Genomic DNA, 20,990 nt, shown 5'->3' with positions numbered 1-20,990 from the left:
CTCCCTTTTTGTTATTTGGGGGAACTATTTGTCATTTCCCGGGAAATAACAGCAAACGCCCTGTCCACAATTTCCGACAATCTATCCTGCTGCTTTTGCAAGTACAGGTACCCAATGAGCGCTTCAAAACCAGTCGCTGCACGGTATTCAGCAACAGACGCGCTCTTGGGCACACTTGATTTAGCATTGCGTCCCCTCCGCACAATATCTGTCTCTTCAGGCAAAAGCTCAGCTTCCAGAGCTTTAACTGCTTTGGACTGCATCACAGCAGAGACAATCTTAGCATCAAAATCATGAAGCACTCGTACCTTGTTTTGTTCATAACCGAGCAAACGGGTACGTACATATAAGGTAAAATATGCATCACCAATATAGGCCAACACCAAAGCCGGCAGTCGTTCAATTGGAATGTCCTTATATTTAGCCGGAGAAAGTTCCCCGGTTTCATCTACGGTAAAAAAGTTATCTACTAGCTTTTGATAGTGGTCAAAGTTCACTGTCTTTTCCACCTTACTCCTTGCGGTGAGTCTTCAAGAACAATACCAGTTGCGGCCAATTTATCCCGGATTTGGTCAGCTGTCGTCCAATCCTTTTTCTTGCGGGCTTCTTGTCTTATCTCAATAATGATATTCATTAATTCATTTACCAACTCGGCATTTGCATCCTGCGTACCAGCACCAGTGTCGTTTAATATACCCAGCACCTCCGCCATCTGTACGTAGGCCCTGTCAGCCTGCTGTAGAGCACCAGCGTCCACCCCTGCTTTACCGCCAGCAACTTTACTGTGGTAGATATTAATCTCTTTTGCCAGACCAAACATGGTGCCAATCGCTAGCGCTGTATTAAAATCATCATCCATAGCAGCCTTGAATTCAGCCGTAGCTTGAGCAGCCGCCTGCGAAAGCGCCGCTGATTCTTCACCACCATTTGCCGCCGGCAAGGTTTTTAGCTGCCGTAAGTTTGCCTCAGCAGTTTTTAGCCTTTCTAAGCTGCGTGCAGCCTCTTGCATACGTTCATCACTAAAATCCAAGGGACTCCGGTAATGGGTTGACAAAATAAAAAATCGTAAAATTTCCGGACGAAAGTGCTCTAGTATATCAATTACTAAGAAGAAGTTTCCTAGTGACTTGCTCATTTTCTCTTCATTAATTGTTATAAATCCATTGTGCAGCCAATATCGTACAAAAGGTTCTATACCCGTGAAGGCTTCTGATTGGGCAATTTCATTTTCATGATGTGGAAATACCAAATCACTACCGCCCCCGTGGAAGTCGAAGCTGGCACCCAGATATTTATATGACATCACTGAGCATTCAATATGCCACCCTGGTCTTCCCTGTCCCCAAGGACTATCCCAAGACGGTTCACCCGGCTTAGCACTTTTCCATAAAGCAAAGTCCATGGGATGTTTTTTTCGTACATCAACATCAACCCTTGCCCCAGCCTTCATATCTTCGAGGTTTCGTCCACTCAATTTGCCATAGCCTTGAAAAGCTTCGACACTGTAATAGACATCACCGCCCGTCTCATAGGCAAAACCCTTGTCAATAAGGGTTTTAACCATGGTCACAATCTCGGGAATATGTTGAGAAACTTTAGGATATACATGGGCATGACGAATATTTAGCTTATCCATAACCTCAAAATAAGAGGCAATATACCTGTTGGCGATTACATCCCAAGTAACTTTTTCTCCATTAGCTGTATTAATGATTTTGTCATCAATATCTGTAAAGTTTTGAATATGATAGACCTCATAGCCTGAGTACTCAAGATACCGGCGGATGACATCCCAGGTAATAAACGGCCGGGCATTACCAATATGGGGGTGATTATAGGGAGTGACACCGCAAACATACATTTTAACTTTTCCCGGCGTTATTGGTACAAATTCTTCTTTTTGCTTTGTCAGGGTATTATACACTTTAAGACTCATGCTTTTCTAACTCCTTTTCCAAGTGTCCGATACGTGCTTCCATTCTCATTATATTGCGTTGCATACAGTTCATCATTTCTACTACAGGATCAGGCAAATTATCATGCTCAAGATCAATCCCGTCCAAATCGGGGCGGCCTTTTATTTTTACGCCGTCATGCCAGACAATCCTGCCAGGTATGCCAACAACGGTAGAATTAGGCGGAACCTCACGCAATACAACCGAACCGGCCCCAATTTTCGAATTGTCACCAACAGTGAATGAGCCTAATACCTTAGCGCCGCTGGCTACAACAACATTGTTACCAATAGTTGGGTGACGCTTGCCTTTTTCCTTACCAGTACCACCTAATGTTACACCTTGATACAAGGTAACATTATTGCCGATAATACAGGTCTCGCCAATAACCACACCGGTTGCATGATCAATAAACAGCCCCTCGCCAATTGTGGCTCCCGGGTGAACATCCACACCAGTTAACAAGCGGTTAAAATAGCAAATCATTCGTGGTAATAATACCCAGCCGCGTTTAAACAAATAATTGGAAATACGATACAGCCAGATGGCATGCAGCCCCGGGTAGCATAACAATACTTCAAGCACACTCTTTGCTGCCGGGTCACGGTCAAACACTACGCTAATGTCCTTTTTAATCCGGGTAAACATATTATTCCCTCCCTAGCTTAATTTAGAACAAAATATAAAGCCACCGTCTCTATACAGAGACGGTGGCCCGTGGTTCCACTCTGCTTGGGCATAATACCCCTGCTTAATACTGATAACGGCAGTGACCGGGATGGCCTACTTATCTTTCAGCTCACCTGCTACCAGATGCATTTCAGCGAAACCTTTCCCAGCACTGCTTACAGCCGGTGACAGTGCCTCTCTAAGGGAGGTAAACACATACTTCTTCTGGTCCTCGCATTTTACATATACAAATAGGTTTATAAATAAATTATACTAATGCCAGCTTGACCATGTCAAGCTACATTCACCGCAATCAATAAATTAACCAACTGCCCTATACTGACCTAATGTTTCGTTCAATGCAAGCGCCTGTACAAGCTTAGATCTTAGCAATCAGGCAATCCATTCTCGCCAATGTACGCTCTTTACCAAGCAGCGGAATAAGATTAATCAGCTCTAGCCCATGCATATTACCTGTTATAGCAATCCGGACAGGCATATATACCTTTTTACCACCCAGTTTCAACTCTTTGGTAATGCCTTTTAATATAGCCTGAACAGCTGCCGGTTCTACTTGCTCTAACGCAGTCAGCTTGGTTTTAAAAGCCTCCATAACTTTGGGAATATCAGCGTCTTTCATAATCTCATGCGCCTCTTCATTCTCAAAGTTGATATCATCATTAAAGAAAACACCAATATGTTCTGTTATTTGGGCCGCATAGCTGATATAGCCTTGAAGCTCAGCCACCACCTTCACCAGCCACTCCCGCTGCGGAGTCGTCAACTCTTCCCCAATAAAACCGGCTGCCTGGAGATGCGGCAAAGCTAGCTCTGTAATAAGTTCCGGGCTGGCTTGCTTAATATAATGAGCGTTTATGTAGTTAAGCTTGTCTACATCAAACACAGCTGGATTTTTTGCTACCCGTTCCATGGAAAATGCCTGAATCAGTTCTTCCTGGTTGAATATTTCTTCTTCTCCGGCAGGTGCCCAGCCTAAAAGAGCTAGGAAATTCACAATTCCTTCAGGCAAATAACCCAAGTTTTTATATTGTTCGACTGAGGTCGCGCCATGGCGCTTACTCATCTTGGTACGATCTTTACCGAGGATAAGAGAAATGTGTCCAAACTGGGGCAGTGGCAGACCAAGCGCCTGATATAGCAATACTTGGCGAGGTGTATTAGATAAATGTTCTTCTGCCCGAATAACATGGGTTATCTTCATCAGTGCATCATCAAGCACCACAGCATAGTTATATACGGGAATACCGTCCGACTTCACAATAACAAAGTCGCCCACACCATTTGATTCAAAACTTACCGTATCCCGCACCATGTCTTTAAAAACAATTTGCTGATTTTCCGGTACGCGAAAACGTACAGTAGGTTTGCGGCCTTCGGCGATAAACCGCTCACGCTCAGCCGGACTCAAGTCACAACAGCGTCCGGTATAGTGGGGATTTTCACCATTATCCAGTTGCCGCTGACGCTCAGCATCAAGCTCTTCTTCGCTGCAGTAGCAGTAGTAGGCCTGTCCGCTAGCCAGCAATTTTTGCGTATATTGGCGATAAATATCAAGACGCTCAGTCTGACGGTAAGGACCATATTCGCCGCCTATATCAATTCCCTCGTCCCATTCAATTCCCAGCCAACGCAAAGAAGCCTTGATATTCTCCTCAGATTCCCTGGTAGAACGTTCTAAGTCAGTATCTTCAATCCTTAGAATTAGCTTACCACCCTCTTTGCGGGCCAGCAGCCAATTAAACAGTGCAGACCGTGCTCCACCGATATGAAACGGTCCGGTCGGGCTGGGAGCAAATCGTACTCTAAGTTCCTGTTCCATTTATATGTACCCCTTCCATGTACTTGAAGTAGCAGTAGTAGTGTCAATCATTGTATATTTTAGCAGATTCTACGTCAGCTTGCAAAATAAAAAGAGTGCTACTAAATTTATTAGCAGCACTCTTATGTTTGTCATTCAACTTGGACTACAAACATACCATTCACAATATCAGGAATAACTAACGTTGTATTAGCCCCATTACCATTGTCTGATACTGGTTTTGCCCCATCTGACAAAAGTGCCAGGCGCCACACTAATGTATTGTTAAGCCATAGTTCACCACTCGTGGCTCCCTCCTGCCGGACAATAGCAATATTGAAACTAAAATCAGTTGCCAGCACCGACGAGGGGTAGAGCATAATTAGTATTGACAGTAGTAATGAAACTACTAATCTTCGCATTACTTTCTGCATAATTTCGCCTCCAACTAGCGTCAGTATCAATTATTCATAATATGTCTCGCTGACAGGCTTTTATGCAGGTTATTTCAAGCTATTAAACTTGTGCCGTTGTGATGGTGGCCGTCGCATAAGCCGCCATACCCTCGCCTTGTCCGGTGAACCCTAACCCTTCAGTAGTAGTGGCTTTAACATTTATTTGGTTAATGGCAATACCTAATGCGTCGGCAATATTGCTATTCATTTTTGGGATATAAGTCGCCAGTTTCGGCTTCTGTGCTACAATAGTCGCATCAATATTATTGACACAATAGCCATTTTTACTCAATATTTGACGTACATCGGCTAATAGCTTCAAACTGGAGATTCCTTTATACCGTCCATCAGTATCAGGAAAGTGGCGGCCAATATCACCTAATGCCGCTGCACCCAACAGCGCATCTTTAATAGCATGTAGCAGCACATCGGCGTCAGAATGACCATCAAGACCCAGCGTATAGGGGATGTCTACTCCGCCAAGAATTAGCTTACGTTCAGGAACTAAACGATGTACATCATAACCAATACCAGCACGAATCATACTCCTTGCCTCCTGTCGTTCTCCAAGTACCGTTTCAGCAAACTGCAAATCTTCGGGAGTAGTAATCTTTATATTTTGGTAATTGCCGGGAACAACTTTTACCTTGATTCCCAGTCGTTCCACCAAGGCTGCGTCATCTGTCCCCAGATAGCCCTCCTGCATTGCTTGCTTGTAAGCCGTTAGCAGCAGTTCCCGCTCAAATGCTTGCGGTGTCTGCACCGACCACAAGGTATGACGATCTGGTGTGCCTGTTACCCAGCCAGAAGGATCGGCTATCTTAATTGTGTCTTTAACTGGTACGCCAGCAATAGCGGCACGCTCTTCACGGGCAACGGCAATAACCTGATTAAACAGACTCGTCTGCGCCAGCGGGCGAGCTCCGTCATGCACTACCACAATCTTAGCCGTAGGTGCAACCACCTTTAGCGCGTTAGCAATCGAGTATTGTCGTTCACTGCCACCAGGAACAACTTGCCAGGAAACAGCTAGCTTAAGACTGGCGAGTAGCTCACTAGTCATTTCCATCTCCTCAGCAGCGGTTGTTATGACAATACTTGTCACCCCCTCTGCCTGACAGACCGCTTGCACTGTATGTGCCAACACGGACTTACCGGCAAGTGGCAATAACACCTTATTAATCGCACTCCCCATTCGCTTTCCCTGTCCGGCCGCGGCAATAATAACACATACCATATGCTTTCCTCCCATCAAAATATGCTAAAAAGCCCCCAAGCCCAAAGGGCTTGAAGGCCTGAAATCAAATCACAATTTTGGGTTTAGCAAAAATCATTCGACCAGCAGCTGTTTGCAGCACTGATGTAACCAAAACCCCCACAGTTTCGCCAATATGCCTTTTACCACCGTCAACCACGATCATAGTGCCGTCATCAAGATATGCCACACCTTGACCGAATTCCTTGCCATCCTTTACAACATGCACTACCATTTCTTCCCCTGGTAGTACTACTGGTTTAACGGCATTAGACAATTCATTAATATTAAGAACTGACACGCCCTGAAGTTCGGCCACTTTATTAAGATTATAGTCATTTGTTATTACCTTGGCTTGTAAAAGCTGCCCCAGTTTAATAAGTTTAGAGTCTACTTCAGCAATATCCTCAAAATCCTGATTTTCAATCTGCACGTTCAATGCAAATTCTTTTTGCATGCGGTTTAAAATATCTAAACCGCGCCGCCCCCGATTGCGTTTCAACAGATCAGAAGAGTCAGCAATATGCTGTAATTCTTCAAGAACAAATGTCGGGATTATGAGCGCGCCTTCAATAAAACCACTTTTACAAATATCAGCAATACGTCCATCAATAATCACGCTGGTATCTAAAATTTTAGCCTGACACACACTAGCATCCTTAGTCTCCCTTACGCGTTCTTTTCCATCACGATTAAGCCAGGGCAATGCCGGCAGATTAGAAAACATATTTAATATCTCTTCCCGTTTTCTAATGGCAACATTAACACCCAAATAGCCAAGAATAACGCTCAACACTAACGGAATATACTTGCCAACGATCGGAATAGGCAAAAAAGCAGACCCGAGTAAATTAGAAATTATTAGTCCAGTGGCTAACCCCAACACACCGGCTAGTACATCATATCCGGGCATCTTGTTTAGGCGTAACTCTAGCCAATAAGTAAAGTTCCATAAATGTTTCAGCAAAAATGGCGCCACTAAAAATCCAACAATTCCTCCAGCGAAACCGCCAAAAACAAAGGAAAGAATGGTGGTCATCGTAACGCCAAATACGCCAACTCTTAAAAACTCTTCACTTATTACAGTGGCCAGAAGCGGCATAATCCTATCAGTTATCATAAGTCCACCAACTGCAGCTAATATAGTAATAATGATTCTAAGCGTCTTGTCAATCATAGACTTAACCTCCTTTCATTTCAATCAGTTTTCACCCAAAAAGTGGAAATACATCTCTATTATGTCCTACTTTTAATAAAAAAATACGTCCCAGATGTTACTGCATCCTGACTGTATTCAGATTTAGTATATCATAGAGCTTAAGTCTTTGTCAAAATTTAGTATTGTATCATGCATAATTCAACCTTGTCAAGAAATTACCTCATAAGTATCCTGACCCCATTATCTGGGTGTTATAAACAACTTAGTTTTTCTTCTAGCAACATTGACAACTATAGAGAGCAGTTTATATAATTAAAAGCAAAGTGAGGTGAACCTAGAGTGTATGACAATACATGCTGCTCAGACTTCCAGTCTGCTGTAGACGAATACTTAATACGACACCGTAGCGTACTTGATATCCTGACAAAATATCAGGAAGCGTCTGCCCGGGTGAACCGAGCCATTGCGAAAGCAGTTACCGAGTGCGGCTGTATCCAGGTTGCTGCCGCCCGCCAATCTGTGCCTGAAAATGCTTCCTATAGTGATCTCAAGGATCACATGTCCTCCCATCTTGTTGGTGAACCTTGTCCACAATGCCAAGAAGTAATTGCCAAGGAACTAGGCCACAGCATGTTCTATCTTGCTGCACTATGTAATCTTACTGGACTTTCCTTACATAAAGTAATGCAACAAGAGCATAGTAATGTTAAAATGTTAGGCGTTTTCCATTTATCTTAGACAGTACCTATATAGTAACACAGTCTTTTTATAAGACTGTGTTTTTTTTTTACGATTAAAACAAGAATTAAGAGCTGCTTGGTCATCGGATAAACATTTTCCCAGTGGGAATGATATTGGTAAAAGGGGGGTAAATATGCACTATCTTGTGAAACTTTTGCTGATTATAGTTGTATTACTTAGCTATACCGGGCTTCCCGCTATAGCGGCTGGAGCTGAAACACTAACTGGCAATGAGCTGGTTTCCGGCTATGTAACCGTAATTGATGATCGAGGTTTTATTGTGCTGCAGACAGGTCATGAAGTTCACCTAGGTGATGAATACATCAGTGAAGACAACATCCTCTATGAAGTTACTGCAGTCGAAGGTACGTTGGCCCGGTGCCGCTCTGTAGAGAAACTATCGAGTCAAGCTCCGGATAATGCCATTTTTGTCCAGGCCCCAGTGCCCGAAGTACCTAAGCCTAAAATCGCCATATACCACAGCCATACTGACGAATCCTATATACCTAACGATGGAACACCGACTCAGCCAGGTAAAGGCTCTATTATGGTCGTTGGTGACGCTTTCGAAAAAAAATTAACTGAGCTTGGCTATCAGGTTGAGCATTCAAAAACTTTGCACGACCCCCACGATGCCAATGCGTACCATCGTTCCCGCCGTACAGCTATGAAGCTGTTACAGCACCAGCCTGATGCTATTTTTGACGTGCATCGCGACAGTGCTCCACTTAGGGTATATAGTACTACTATTAATGGTGAAAATGTCAGCAAGTTGCTGCTTGTCGTCGGCCGCCAAAATCAAAATCGAAAAACCACTCTCGATTATGCTAGAAGTATCAAGGCCGCCACTGATGCCAAATATCGCGGCCTTATTCGAGGAATCTTTATCGCCCATGGTAATTATAACCAGGATTTAAGCCCCCGGGCATTATTGATAGAAGTCGGCACCCAATACAATAGCCGCGAAGCTGCTGAACGCAGCCTCTCTCTGTTTGCTGATGTTGTTCCCTCTTTTCTGGGGCCAGGCGGCACTAGTGGCGGCGTAGCTGAGGCCAGCCAAGCTGGGACTTATACTGAGATAAATGACAACAATCCTAGTGGTAATACCGCAGCTGCCTCCTATGTACCAACTGACGCAGCCCCCGGTTATGATATCTTGGGGATGGCGTTGGTTGTTGTTGGTGGCATAGTCATTTTTTTGTTCCTTAGCACTGGCAGTTGGCAAGAGGCCAAGAAAAAACTTAAGCATTTTTTTAAATACGAGTTTGCCAATTTTTTAGGATCACGCAAAAAGCGCAAAGAGTAGGAGGTGCTGACTTGTGAGTAGAAGGAGTGTAACAAAACTGGCCAGCCTTCTCGCCTTAGTCGCCATTGTTATCATTGGAGTTTACTATGTCCCGCTTACCATGTTCTCGGTTCAACCAAAACCTGAACAAACCCCGCAAAAAATATATGACTACTATATTATAGTAGAGGAGGATACCAAAGAAGTTCTTATGTATGTCCCGGTTGTTGTCAGCATCGGCGATGAGCTTGTCAGCGACCAGAATAAGCGTTACAAAATTGTAAAGATCGAAGAAAACCAAGCTTATGCTCGATTCGTTGAAGACTTGAATTTGGAATTGTATAAAAAATAACAGCCGTCAGTAATTACGCAAAAGCTAAGGTTGATTTATAGTATCCAGATGCGAGGCGCGACGAGGACGTGACCGTAGTCGTACTGGGAGTAAGTCGGAGGGAACGCCCGCAGGAACAACAAAGCAGATGGGTGCTAGAAATCAGCCGCGTTTAGAAGTGACGGTCTAAAAGGGCTTGCTCCCGCACCCGCTTTAGGCCGTCTTTTATTGTCCTAGCTCGTACCTCACCAATACCCTCGACTTCATCCAGATCTTCCAGGCTGGCGCTATAGATATGGTGAAGTGTTTTAAAATGAACCACTAGCTTTTCCCCTACTAACAGCGGCAAGCGGGAAATCTGGCGAAGCACCCGATAGCCGCGCGGAACAACAGGAATATCCATCGCAGTCGGGCTAACACCATAGCCTAACAGCCTACATATGGTAAACGGCTCAAGGCTTTCTTCCGGTAAGGCAGCAATTTGCGCCCTGACAGTTTCACAGTCTTTGAGCTCATTCGTACTGCAATAATCTTTAATCAGTAGCGCAACATCATCCACACTCGAAATAAGTTCTTCCATCTGCATACTGACAAGACGGCCCTCTATTCCTAGTTCAATGATATTTCGTTCAATCTCCCCGGCAATACGGTTAACCTGTTCAGCCCGAATCAGAATTATGGCCACATCATATAATGTGGCCAAATCTTCAAATTCCAGCGCACTTAAGTTGGTTAACCCTTTATCAAGTACTTTTTTATACTTTTCCAAGGTCTGCAGTGCCTGATTAGCCCGGTTTAATATTACGGGTATATCTTTAAGTGTATAACGAAGATTACCAAGATACACCGAGATTATGTTACGCCGCTGCGAAATAGCTACAACCGGTGCGCCAGTCTGTTTAGCTACCCGTTCCGCGGTACGGTGTCGCGTACCGGTTTCGGCAGTAGGTATCCCCGGGTCAGGTACTAATTGAGCATTTGCAAACAGAATTCTTTTACCGTCATTGGAGAGCACAATAGCTCCATCCATTTTGGCTAGTTCATAGAAACCGGCCGGTGTAAATTCTGAGTTGATTTCGAAACCACCATCGACAATCTCGAGCACGGTTGGATTATCTCCCACTAGCACCAGCGCCCCCATCTTGGCTCTTAGCACATTCTCCAAACCATCCCGTATTGTTGTACCTGGCGCTAGTGTTTTTATTGTTTTAACAAAGCGAGCATCCCATAGCCGTTCTGAACGCTCTTCCCGATTTTTACTCATACGAATACCGCCTCCATAGCCTCGCTGACACTAGCAGCCCCAATAAGCTTAAGTCCTGCTGTCCGTGCAAGCTTAAGACTGGACAAATTTCCCGCAGGAATTACAAAACGCTTAAAACCCAGTGCCGCTGCCTCGGCAATTCGGGCTTCCACCCTGCCTATCATTCGCACCTCACCTGTCAGACCTACTTCACCCATAACTACAGTACTCGGGTCAACCGCAGTACCTCTAAAGCTGGATGCAATTGCCAGCACTACTGGCAAATCAGCTGCCGGCTCGACAATTTTAAAGCCGCCCACTGCATTAACATATGCGTCTTGATTCGCAAGCATAATGCCTACCCTTTTTTCCAGCACAGCCATTAATAATAGTAAGCGATTGTAATCAAAGCCTGCCGCCATTCGGCGCGGCATACCAAAACAAGTAGTGCTAACCAACGCCTGAATTTCAATTAAAAGCGGCCGAACACCTTCCATATATACCAGCACCACCGAACCAGGTGCTCCCTGGGGCCGCTCGGCCAGTAAAAGTCCAGAAGGATTGGTCACTTCCGCCAAGCCATGTTCTTCCATGGAAAAAATGCCACTTTCATTTGTTGAACCAAACCGATTTTTGATCGCTCGCAGCACGCGGAAAGCGTAGCTGCGTTCCCCCTCAAAATAAAGCACAACATCGACCATGTGCTCTAGCAGCCGCGGACCTGCAATGTTGCCATCTTTAGTAACATGCCCGATTATGGCTGTAGGAATGCCACTTTCCTTGGCAAACCGCATAAGCTTGCCAGTGCTTTCCCGCACTTGCCCCACACTTCCTGGAGCTGATGGAATATCTGGACTATACATAGTCTGAATAGAATCAATAATAACTAACGCCGGTTTGTGCTGCAATGCCTCCACAATAATTGTCTCTAAATTATTTTCTGTAAAAATTAACAAATTATTGCTTATTTTCCCAAGTCGCTCAGCTCTAATTTTTATTTGCGCTGCCGATTCCTCACCAGATATATATATAACTGAACCATACTTTTCGGCTATCCCTGTAGCCACTTGTAACAACAATGTTGATTTGCCGATTCCTGGATCACCACCGATTAAGAGGAGCGCACCGGGTACTATTCCCCCGCCAAGTACCCGGTCAAACTCACCCACACCGGTTAATAACCGCGGCATAGCAGAGGTACCCACCATACTAATCGGCTTTGGCTTTGACGCAGGCATACCAGTCAGTGTTATTTCCGACTTTTTTACTGCTACCTCTTCCACCATTGTATTCCATTCACCACAGCCGGGGCAACGTCCCAGCCATTTACTTGCTTCCGATCCACATTGCTGGCAAACAAACTTGGTTTTAACTTTAGCCAAAATTATTCTCCTTTAATACAGTAACGAATATAGCGCCAGAAGGAGCATTTTTTAATACATTCGATACAATTATCCACCAGACCAACGCAAAAAAGCACTCATTTTGAGTGCTTTTTCGCGTTGATAGAGTAAGATTCCTGCTAATCAAGCTTTCTTGGCAAAATTTAATTTACCACTGTCGTCAGTTTCAACTACTACCGTATCACCGGCGGCGATGGTTTGACGGATAATCAGCTCCGAAACTTCATCTTCAATCAGTTTTTGAATAGCACGGCGTAGCGGTCGGGCGCCAAAAGCATGGTCACGTCCCTCTTTTAATAGCTCATTTTTGGCTGCCTCGGTTAACTCCAAGCTTAAATTAGCCACTGACAAACGACTGGCTACCTCTTTAAGCATAATTTCTACTATCTGTTTCAAGTCTTCGTCTGTCAGACTACTGAAAACTATAATCTCATCAATGCGATTTAAAAATTCTGGTCTAAATATCCGCTTAACCTCGTCAAGCACCCGCGTTTTGGCTGCTTCGCCTTCGTTAGCCTTAGCTCTTTCTTCAGATAAGAAGCCCAAACCAGCGGCATCCTTCTTTAAATGCTGGGAACCAACATTTGATGTCATGATAATAACGGTATTTTTAAAATCAACTGTCCGTCCCTGGCTATCGGTCAAACGACCATCTTCCAGTACTTGTAGCAGCATATTGAATACGTCATAATGAGCCTTTTCAATCTCATCCAGAAGAATAACCGCATAAGGCTTGCGCCGAATAGCGTCAGTTAACTGACCACCTTCTTCATAACCAACATAGCCGGGAGGTGCACCAACAAGGCGTGATACCGTATGTTTTTCCATGTACTCAGACATATCCAGGCGAATCATGGCTGTTTCATCGCCAAATAGCGCTTCCGCTAAAGCGCGAGACAGTTCTGTTTTACCAACCCCTGTCGGCCCCAGGAACAGGAAAGAGCCAATCGGCCGTTTAGGATCTTTGAGACCAGCCCGAGCGCGGCGTACCGCTTTGGCTATCGCCTGCACCGCCTGATGCTGGCCAATTACCCGATTATGCAGAATTTCTTCTAACTTGAGTAACCGTTCGGATTCTTCTTCAGCTAATTTTTTAACCGGAATCCGAGTCCAGGTAGCAACTACATGGGCAATATCATCAGCCGCGACAACGATGCGTTCATTACCACGCTGTTTAGCCTCTTTTTGCTTGGTTTCCAGTTCTTCGCGAATTTGCTGTTCCATATCGCGCAGGTTTGCTGCCCGTTCAAACTCCTGCGCTGCAATAGCTGCTTCCTTTTCTGTCCGCACTTGCTCAAACCGTTTTTCCACCTCCTTGATATCAGGAGGAATAGAAAATGATTGTAGCCGTACGCGTGAAGCTGCTTCATCCATAAGATCAATGGCTTTATCTGGCAAAAAGCGATCAGAAATATAGCGATGCGAAAGCCTTACCGCTGCCTCAATAGCTTCATCGGTAATTTGTGCCCGGTGAAAAGCCTCATATTTATCTCTTATGCCTTTTAAGATGTCAATGGCATCTTCAACACTAGGCTCACCCACAGTGATCGGCTGGAAACGCCGTTCCAAGGCGGAATCTTTCTCAATATATTTTTTATACTCATTAAGTGTGGTAGCTCCAATGACCTGCAGTTCCCCCCTCGCCAACGCTGGTTTTAAAATATTAGCAGCATCAATGGCTCCCTCCGCAGCCCCAGCGCCGATGAGAGTATGCAATTCATCAATAAACAAGACTACATTACCGGCTTCCCGAATTTCATCAATTACTTTTTTTAGGCGTTCTTCGAATTCACCGCGATACTTGGTGCCAGCAACCATAGATGCCATATTAAGCGAGACCACCCGTTTGTTACGCAAAATTTCCGGCATCTGACCCTCAACAATGCGTTTTGCTAGACCCTCGGCAATGGCTGTTTTACCAACCCCAGGTTCACCGATAAGCACCGGATTATTCTTAGTGCGCCGTAAAAGAATTTGAATTACCCTCTCAATCTCGGCAGCACGGCCAATCACCGGATCAATTTTTCCTGCCTGAGACATCTTATTGAGATCGCGACCAAATTCATCTAAAAGCGGTGTTCCATTACTACCTGATGACGCTTGACCGCCATTGGTTGTGGATTTTGGCTGTGGTGCCTGGCCGGACATCGAATACCCACCCAACATTTCAATGACCCGCTGCCGCATAAGATTAATATCTACGCCCATTCCTGTTAGAACTTGCGCTGCAATACCTTCACCCTCGCGGATGAGTCCAAGAAGAATATGTTCTGTCCCCACATAATTATGACCTAGACGCAACGCCTCTTCCATCGCTAATTCAATGACCTTTTTAGCTCGCGGCGTATAGCCAATATCACTGGTCTGCTGCTGACCCGTACCAAGAATGTTTTCCACCTGTACCCGGACGGCAGCTATTTCCAAACCCAATGAACTCAAGGCTTTGGCAGCCACTCCTTCACCTTCCCGCAGCAGCCCCAGCAATAAATGCTCAGTGCCGATGTAGCCATGACCATATTTGGCCGCCTCCTGCTGTGCCAATATTAATACCTTACGAGCTCTGTCTGTAAATCTATTAAACATAAGTACTTACCTCCTTACGCCTTCATCTTGTTTTTGCATTAGTTTCCTCGTAAACTTAAACGAACTAATTTAGCCCGCAATTTGTTGCTTTCTGCTTGATTTAACGCTACCTCTCCCGACAGATTTTGCAGAAAATTAGGCCGGGTCGTTACCAGTAACTGATTAAATACCGCGGGAAGCGCCTCATCAATAACACCCAGATCAATCCCCAGTCGTACCTCGCTTAATAGCGCCAAGGCTTCTGATGCTGACAGACTTTGTGCGTAGCGCAACACGCCATAGGCCCGCCACACCCTGTCAGCAAGCACATCTGGTGTTTCATTAATTAACAGGCTCCTCGCCATGCGTTCCTTATCAACAATCTGCTTTACGACACTATTAAGGTTATTGATAATATCCTGTTCACTACGGCCTAAGGTAACCTGGTTTGATATCTGAAAAATGTTACCTGTTGCCTCTGTGCCTTCACCATATAACCCACGCACAGTCAGCCCTAACCGTGTGGCAATAGCCACCATTGTCCCCATTTGCTTGGTTAATGACAACGCTGGCAAATGAACCATAACTGATGCCCGTAAGCCAGTACCAATATTGGTAGGGCAGGCAGTCAAATAACCAATATGCTCCATAAAAGCCAGACCATGTTTGGCCTCAATAATATCATCCACCGTATTCGCTTGCGTAAAGGCTTCTGTCAGGTTAAGACCCGCCTCCAGACATTGCAGCCGTAGGTGATCTTCTTCATTTACCATAATACTAACACTGGCATCATCGCGGACAACAAGTGCCCGATTCTTAGGATCGGCAACATGGTTAGGACTAACAATATGTTTTTCCACAAGCACATATCTAGCCAACGGTGATAACTTTTCAAGCTCGATAAACGCATATTCATGCCCGTCATCTGCCATAAGCTCGGCTGGAACAGCTTTGATCTCAGCCATGATTTCACCAAGCTTAGCGTCTGAGGCCCGCCCGGGAAAGGGCTGGCTTTTAAGGTTGCGAGCTAGACGAATCCGGCTGGAAAGCACAATCTCACCTTCAGGTCCTAAGCCGCTGAGCCAGGGCGTAAGTGGCTGACTTAACAGGTTTTTTAAGATATAATCCATCTGGCATCCCTCCCTTACTCTTGGCTGGCGTCAGAACCAGCAACAAGCTGTTTCTCCATTACTTTTATTTCATCTCTAAGTTGAGCTGCCAGCTCATACTCTTCGCGAGTAACATGTTGCTCCAACTTATGACGTAGACGCTTAATCTGTTGTTCCACACCTAAGCGCCTGCCGCCTCGTTTAGGTATTTTGCCAGTGTGCTCTACCGTCCCGTGAATACGCTTAATCAGCGGCTCCAATTGCCCCGCAAAGGCCTGGTAACAGCCACTACAGCCAAATTTGCCGCTTTGGCAAAACTCACTATAGCTAAGACCACAGTCTGAACAGACAGGTTCAAGTGTAGGGCAGGTATTCTCTGTCAATGTATAATCAAACATTTCTTTCAGAAAATCGTGGATAGAAAACTTACTGCCAAAAATTATCCCCTTACTCATGATTTCGCCTGCTTTTTGCGCACACTGCTCACACAAATGTTTCTCAATCTTTTGCTGGTTTATTACTTTAGTAATGTGCACACAGGCGGGCTCTTTTTGACATTCATCACATAACATAATCTTTGCCTCCGTACTCATCCTTCATTTTGGCTAGCTAAGGTCATCAATAATGATTTTAACAACGGTACCCGTTCCTTTGGGGGAATCTGGTCATACAGCATCGCAAAACACTTACATACAAGTGCGGCCTCGCGATTAGTCATAAGATTATGGCTTCGCAAACGGGCGACGATGGCTTTTACTTCTTCTAAACTTATCGATTCATTAATTTGATTGGCGGCATCTTGATATACAATAGTTTGCACTGGGATGCGGGCAATCCGGACAAAACCACCGGAACCGCGTCGGGATTCAACAATAAAGCCGCGCTCAATAGTAAAACGAGTACTGAGCACATATGTGATTTGCGAAGGAGCACAGGCAAGCTCTTCTGCCATTTCGTTTCGCCGCAAGATAATGATTTCGTCTTGCTCGCTTGCCATCTGATGCAAAATCCATTGTTCAATCACATCGGCCAAATTCTTCAAATTCCCACCTCCCTACTTCTATTTTGACTTTAATTGACTTTTTGACTTTATTTTATTTTATTTTATTTTTTTTTTTAATGCAATACTACTGTATTGCGAAATTCCAGCTTCTGAGTTACTACATAACGATTATTGACGAATATCTCCTTGTTTATAACTATTTCTCAATCAGACATTATTCGTCTTCCAACTACTTGAAAATCATAAGGTTTTAGCTGTAATCTCTATTAGTTATCCTTATCTCCTCATTCGTTTTCGTCTTTTCCACCATTCCCAAAACATATAAATAGCTGCGGCTGCCATCAGACAGGTATTTATGAGCCTATATTCCCGAAACCAGTGATTATGTTCCCAATAAGATACTGGACTTTCCACCGTATTCGCTCTTAAAGGAAAAAGATAAAAGTTCGAGTATGCGCCATGCGTAAGAGCGTCTATTAGTAAATGTGTACCCCAGCCAATAATGAACGCCTGAAATTTTTTTATTCCAGGTAACAAACTTGCGACTAATGCAGTAAACCAAATTAGTACAGAATGACCTATTAGATCAATTTTTGTCACCCACGGAAAGAGGGGTACAAGGCTCATCAGCACGTCTGGTCCTAAGCTGCCAAGCTCAGACCAAGTCACATAGTCTTTATGCAACAACAAGCCTAAAAGCACCACGTAAATATAGTCTGGCAGCATAGCACCAAAGACAAACTGCCACACCTTAGGATGATGTCTTGTAAAAAAATAAATCCAAAACCCGTGATGAAGGGTATTCATTCTGCCTCCTAAATTTTAGTCCCTTTATACTAGTGTGCTCCACAACAGGCACAGTATGTAGAAAGGCAGCGCTCTAGCAGCACTGCCTAATCATTTATATCTTATTCAATAATTTGTTTGCAAACTCGCGGCCAAATTCAAAGCACTTATCCATTTCAGCCGCATCAGGTACCCATTTAAGCGATAAGCCAGGCTGCTCCCAAGCTATCCCGCTGCTACTTAGCATCTCCTCAATCGCCTTTTGCGCACCGCCACCCCAGCCGTAGGCACCAAACGCAGCCCCGATTTTCCCTGCTGGCCGCAAGCCCTTGAGATAGGTCATTAGTGCTCCCACCGTAGGCATCATGCCATTATTTAACGTCGGTGAACCAATCAGCACGCCACCTGCCTCCAGCATATCCCGAACAACCTCGCTCCGGTCAGCTACCGATAGCTTGTACAGCTTGCCTGTAACACCAGTACTTGCAACACCATCTAGCATTTGACGGGCCATGCGTTCAGTACTGCCCCACATACTATCATAAGCAATAACCACTTTCCCCACCGTTTTACCATGACCCCAATCCTGATATTTAGCTACAATATCAGGGATATGCTTACGCCACACAACTCCATGGCTGGGAGCAATAATCTTAATTGGCAGCTCGTTAAGCTTATTTACAGCCTTTACTACCATCTTGCCAAAGGGCTGAAGAATGTTCGCGTAATATTTCTCTGCCTCATAAATCAGTTCAGGCAATTCATTCTCATCATCGAAACGTTTTGTTGTAGATATATGCTGCCCAAAGGCATCATTAGAAAACAAAATTTGTTCGCCTGTTAGATAACTAAGCATCGAATCAGGCCAATGCAACATGGGTACAGGTACAAACTGCAGCTTGTTGCGGCCAAGGTTGAGCACATCGCCTTCTTTAACCACCTGAAACTCATAATTTTTCTGGTAATGTTTGATAATACCAGTACGCCCCTGTTCAGTTAATAGTACCTTAGCCTGTGGCGCCCTAGTCATTACTGTCGGCAAACCACTGGAATGATCTGGTTCAATGTGATTAGTAATAACATAGTCAATTTTACCAGGGTCAATAATTTGGCTGATGCGCTCCAGCAGTTCCTGGGCAAAGGGGGCTTTAACTGTATCAATTAGACATACCTTTTCGTCGATAATAAGGTATGAATTATATGTTACCCCCCGTGGCGTAGTATAACCGTGAAAATCACGAAGATTCCAATCGACTGCACCAACATAATACACACTCTCAGATAGTTTAACAGTATTCATTTACTATCCACTCCTTGTACGACAATGCTTTTTTTAGTTTCTTCGTTATTCATCTAAATAATTCCTAAATAATTATCTGATAGCAATAATTATCATTATCTAAAAAATTATTTAATGTTTTTTTCAAAATCATTAAATAACTATTTACATTCTTGACCATTATAAATATAATGTATAATTGTATAAATCTTAAATTATATTAGAAAACATTTGCCAAATCTCTTTAAATCGCCGTTTTTCTGATATAACGTGAAAATTTGCTCATTTACCGCTGTATATACTCACGATTTTTCATAAAGGGGCGAGCCATCATGACATCCATTGGAAGACATCTAACCATCGATATGTACGGCTGTAACTATGACCATCTTAATAACCTCGAATTTATTAAGACTGCTATGCTGGCGGCAATCAAAGAAACGAACCTGACATTACTAGATTTAGTTGGTCATCAAACTGAGCCTCAAGGTCTGACAGTCATTGCCTTGCTAGGACAAAGCCATATGAGTATTCACACCTTTCCAGAGCAAAGCTACGCAGCTATTGACATTTTCACCTATGGTGATTATACCCGTCCAGATAAAGCGCTTACTGTTTTTAAAAAAATTTTGAGGCCTGAAAAAACTAGAATGACCAACATTATGCGAGGTTTGCAAAAGGATATGAAGCCCCGCATACGAGTGAGCATTGCACCTCTACGCCGCATGCGCAATACAAGTGCCCGGGTTTGGCGCTTTCTTCGTAACAAATAAAAATGTGCAGCCAGCAAACTGGCTGCACATTTTTTTGTCCAGATGTTTTCTTTACTCAAATACAGATATTTGGACATACTAGTATTGACAAAACGAGGAAAAAAGATAATAATAATCCATAGATAATATGTTCTATTAAATTTTAAGGAGGGCAATTCATAATGAGTACAACTGATAAAAATCTTACTACCGCTTTTGCTGGTGAATCTCAAGCCAATCGTAAATATCTTGCTTTTGCCAAACAAGCTGACAGTGAAGGTCATGCCCAGGCAGCCAAACTATTCCGGGCTGCAGCTGAAGCAGAAACCTTTCATGCTCATGCACAATTAAAAGCATTGGGTGGAATTAAATCAACTTCTGAAAACCTTCAGTCCGCTATAGAAGGTGAAACCTATGAGTTTGAATCTATGTACCCTGACTTCATTAAAATAGCTAAAGAAGAAAATAATACGGCAGCTGTTCGAACCTTTACTCTTGCCAACGAAGCCGAAAAAGTTCATGCTGAGTTATATAAAAAGGCTCTTGCCAATATTGATAATACTGAAACCTATGACTATTATATTTGTACAGTATGCGGCCATATTGCTGAAAAAGGAGCTCCGGAAAAATGTCCTATCTGTGGGGCTAAATCCCAAGCTTATAAAACCGTCGGTTAAAAATACATATATCTATACTAAGTCCAACCTTACTAGGTTGGGCTTTTTATTTACTCTTTGCAACCCCGGGATACTCTGAACTCTCTAAGCTTCATGACAATAAAAAAACACCTACAATTAAGTAGGTGTCTCTTTCAACCAGCAACTTCCTAATCTCCCAGGCCGTTTCCAACCAAGTACCTTCGGCGTTTGTGGGCTTAACTACTGTGTTCGGTATGGGAACAGGTGGGACCCCACAGCTATCGTCACTGGATTATTCGACATTTGTTAGTCGACTTACGACTAGCAATATATCTTTTTTATGAAGGATGTTCCTTCAAAACTTCACAGAAGAAAGACTGCACATTAGGATTTACTGATAATGTTTGCACTTCATGCAAACGAGGTTATTAAGTCAAGTCCTCGGCCTATTAGTACCAGTCAGCTACATGGATTACTCCACTTCCACATCTGGCCTATCTACCTTGTAATCTTCAAGGGGCCTTACTTCTTTCGAATGACAGACCT

General features: G+C 44.0%; 20 protein-coding genes, 1 rRNA gene and 1 other annotated feature. Of the genes, 5 read left to right on the top strand and 16 right to left on the bottom strand.

Features of this window, described 5'->3' with window-relative positions; all coding sequences use genetic code 11:
* Positions 1 to 11: 11 nt before the first annotated feature.
* The 7 genes from SALPA_RS14530 to SALPA_RS14500 all read right to left on the bottom strand — a co-directional run bounded on the left by SALPA_RS14530 (position 12) and on the right by SALPA_RS14500 (position 7,330).
* Complete coding sequence (locus SALPA_RS14530; protein WP_145095389.1) at positions 12 to 497, bottom strand: Mini-ribonuclease 3; 486 nt, start codon at positions 495 to 497, stop codon at positions 12 to 14.
* Positions 494 to 1,936 carry a cysteine--tRNA ligase gene (gene cysS, locus SALPA_RS14525; protein ID WP_145095386.1) on the bottom strand — a complete coding sequence of 481 codons (1,443 nt, stop codon included), beginning with the start codon at positions 1,934 to 1,936 and terminating at the stop codon, positions 494 to 496. The genes SALPA_RS14530 and cysS overlap by 4 nt, the downstream gene beginning before the upstream one ends.
* Positions 1,926 to 2,603 carry a serine O-acetyltransferase gene (cysE, locus tag SALPA_RS14520; protein WP_145095383.1) on the bottom strand — a complete coding sequence of 226 codons (678 nt, stop codon included), beginning with the start codon at positions 2,601 to 2,603 and terminating at the stop codon, positions 1,926 to 1,928. The genes cysS and cysE overlap by 11 nt, the downstream gene beginning before the upstream one ends.
* Positions 2,604 to 3,003: 400 nt before the next feature.
* Complete coding sequence (gltX, locus tag SALPA_RS14515) at positions 3,004 to 4,464, bottom strand: glutamate--tRNA ligase (protein WP_145095380.1); 1,461 nt, start codon at positions 4,462 to 4,464, stop codon at positions 3,004 to 3,006.
* Positions 4,465 to 4,595: 131 nt separating this feature from the next.
* The gene (locus tag SALPA_RS14510) at positions 4,596 to 4,877 is read right to left on the bottom strand and encodes a hypothetical protein (RefSeq protein ID WP_255451211.1); all 282 of its coding nucleotides are present in this window, start codon (positions 4,875 to 4,877) and stop codon (positions 4,596 to 4,598) included.
* 82 nt (positions 4,878 to 4,959) lie between these two features.
* Positions 4,960 to 6,135, bottom strand: a complete 1,176-nt coding sequence (gene ispD / locus SALPA_RS32445; RefSeq protein WP_145095377.1) for a 2-C-methyl-D-erythritol 4-phosphate cytidylyltransferase — start codon at positions 6,133 to 6,135, stop codon at positions 4,960 to 4,962.
* Between the two features lie 64 nt (positions 6,136 to 6,199).
* Positions 6,200 to 7,330: a PIN/TRAM domain-containing protein gene (locus tag SALPA_RS14500; protein WP_186451075.1), complete on the bottom strand. Its 1,131-nt coding sequence runs from the start codon at positions 7,328 to 7,330 to the stop codon at positions 6,200 to 6,202.
* 321 nt (positions 7,331 to 7,651) lie between these two features.
* Here SALPA_RS14500 and SALPA_RS14495 point away from each other — a divergent pair, with 321 nt between their 5' ends.
* The 3 genes from SALPA_RS14495 to SALPA_RS14485 all read left to right on the top strand — a co-directional run bounded on the left by SALPA_RS14495 (position 7,652) and on the right by SALPA_RS14485 (position 9,690).
* Positions 7,652 to 8,050 (top strand): DUF1573 domain-containing protein, encoded by a 399-nt coding sequence (locus tag SALPA_RS14495; RefSeq protein WP_145095374.1) that lies wholly within the window; start codon positions 7,652 to 7,654, stop codon positions 8,048 to 8,050.
* Between the two features lie 136 nt (positions 8,051 to 8,186).
* Positions 8,187 to 9,359 (top strand): stage II sporulation protein P, encoded by a 1,173-nt coding sequence (spoIIP, locus tag SALPA_RS14490; protein WP_145095371.1) that lies wholly within the window; start codon positions 8,187 to 8,189, stop codon positions 9,357 to 9,359.
* 13 nt (positions 9,360 to 9,372) lie between these two features.
* A complete protein-coding gene (locus SALPA_RS14485) occupies positions 9,373 to 9,690 on the top strand; it encodes a stage II sporulation protein P (RefSeq protein ID WP_145095368.1) in 318 nt (105 codons plus the stop codon).
* A 151-nt stretch (positions 9,691 to 9,841) separates the two neighbouring features.
* On the opposite strand, the gene disA is transcribed toward SALPA_RS14485, so the two are convergent.
* The 8 genes from disA to SALPA_RS14445 all read right to left on the bottom strand — a co-directional run bounded on the left by disA (position 9,842) and on the right by SALPA_RS14445 (position 19,075).
* Positions 9,842 to 10,933, bottom strand: coding sequence for a DNA integrity scanning diadenylate cyclase DisA (gene disA / locus SALPA_RS14480; protein ID WP_145095365.1), 1,092 nt, complete (start codon positions 10,931 to 10,933; stop codon positions 9,842 to 9,844).
* Entirely contained in the window at positions 10,930 to 12,297 is a 1,368-nt protein-coding gene (gene radA, locus SALPA_RS14475) for a DNA repair protein RadA (protein WP_370516736.1), read from the bottom strand. The genes disA and radA overlap by 4 nt, the downstream gene beginning before the upstream one ends.
* A 141-nt stretch (positions 12,298 to 12,438) precedes the next feature.
* Positions 12,439 to 14,898: an ATP-dependent Clp protease ATP-binding subunit gene (locus SALPA_RS14470; protein WP_145095358.1), complete on the bottom strand. Its 2,460-nt coding sequence runs from the start codon at positions 14,896 to 14,898 to the stop codon at positions 12,439 to 12,441.
* A 38-nt stretch (positions 14,899 to 14,936) separates the two neighbouring features.
* A complete protein-coding gene (locus SALPA_RS14465) occupies positions 14,937 to 16,007 on the bottom strand; it encodes a protein arginine kinase (RefSeq protein WP_145095355.1) in 1,071 nt (356 codons plus the stop codon).
* A 14-nt stretch (positions 16,008 to 16,021) separates the two neighbouring features.
* Positions 16,022 to 16,558: a UvrB/UvrC motif-containing protein gene (locus SALPA_RS14460; RefSeq protein WP_145095352.1), complete on the bottom strand. Its 537-nt coding sequence runs from the start codon at positions 16,556 to 16,558 to the stop codon at positions 16,022 to 16,024.
* A gap of 17 nt (positions 16,559 to 16,575) precedes the next feature.
* Entirely contained in the window at positions 16,576 to 17,028 is a 453-nt protein-coding gene (locus tag SALPA_RS14455) for a CtsR family transcriptional regulator (RefSeq protein WP_145095349.1), read from the bottom strand.
* Between the two features lie 237 nt (positions 17,029 to 17,265).
* Positions 17,266 to 17,796, bottom strand: a complete 531-nt coding sequence (locus SALPA_RS14450; protein ID WP_145095346.1) for a zinc dependent phospholipase C family protein — start codon at positions 17,794 to 17,796, stop codon at positions 17,266 to 17,268.
* A 94-nt stretch (positions 17,797 to 17,890) separates the two neighbouring features.
* Positions 17,891 to 19,075, bottom strand: a complete 1,185-nt coding sequence (locus SALPA_RS14445; RefSeq protein ID WP_145095343.1) for an FprA family A-type flavoprotein — start codon at positions 19,073 to 19,075, stop codon at positions 17,891 to 17,893.
* Between the two features lie 311 nt (positions 19,076 to 19,386).
* Between SALPA_RS14445 and speD the strand changes: the two genes are divergently transcribed.
* Both speD and SALPA_RS14435 read left to right on the top strand, forming a co-directional pair.
* Positions 19,387 to 19,827, top strand: a complete 441-nt coding sequence (speD, locus tag SALPA_RS14440) for an adenosylmethionine decarboxylase (protein WP_145095340.1) — start codon at positions 19,387 to 19,389, stop codon at positions 19,825 to 19,827.
* A gap of 161 nt (positions 19,828 to 19,988) precedes the next feature.
* Entirely contained in the window at positions 19,989 to 20,483 is a 495-nt protein-coding gene (locus SALPA_RS14435) for a rubrerythrin family protein (RefSeq protein ID WP_145095337.1), read from the top strand.
* A 136-nt stretch (positions 20,484 to 20,619) separates the two neighbouring features.
* On the opposite strand, the gene rrf is transcribed toward SALPA_RS14435, so the two are convergent.
* Positions 20,620 to 20,736: ribosomal RNA gene (gene rrf / locus SALPA_RS14430) — 5S ribosomal RNA — on the bottom strand.
* Positions 20,737 to 20,885: 149 nt separating this feature from the next.
* Positions 20,886 to 20,982 (bottom strand) — a sequence feature (23S ribosomal RNA rRNA prediction is too short).
* Between the last annotated feature and the right edge of the window lie 8 nt (positions 20,983 to 20,990).

The organism is Sporomusa sp. KB1, from assembly GCF_007830295.1.
Taxonomy (GTDB): Bacteria; Bacillota; Negativicutes; order Sporomusales; family Sporomusaceae; genus Sporomusa.
Note: the sequence above shows the minus strand (reverse complement) of the source record. Positions and strands in the feature narration are given on the sequence as shown.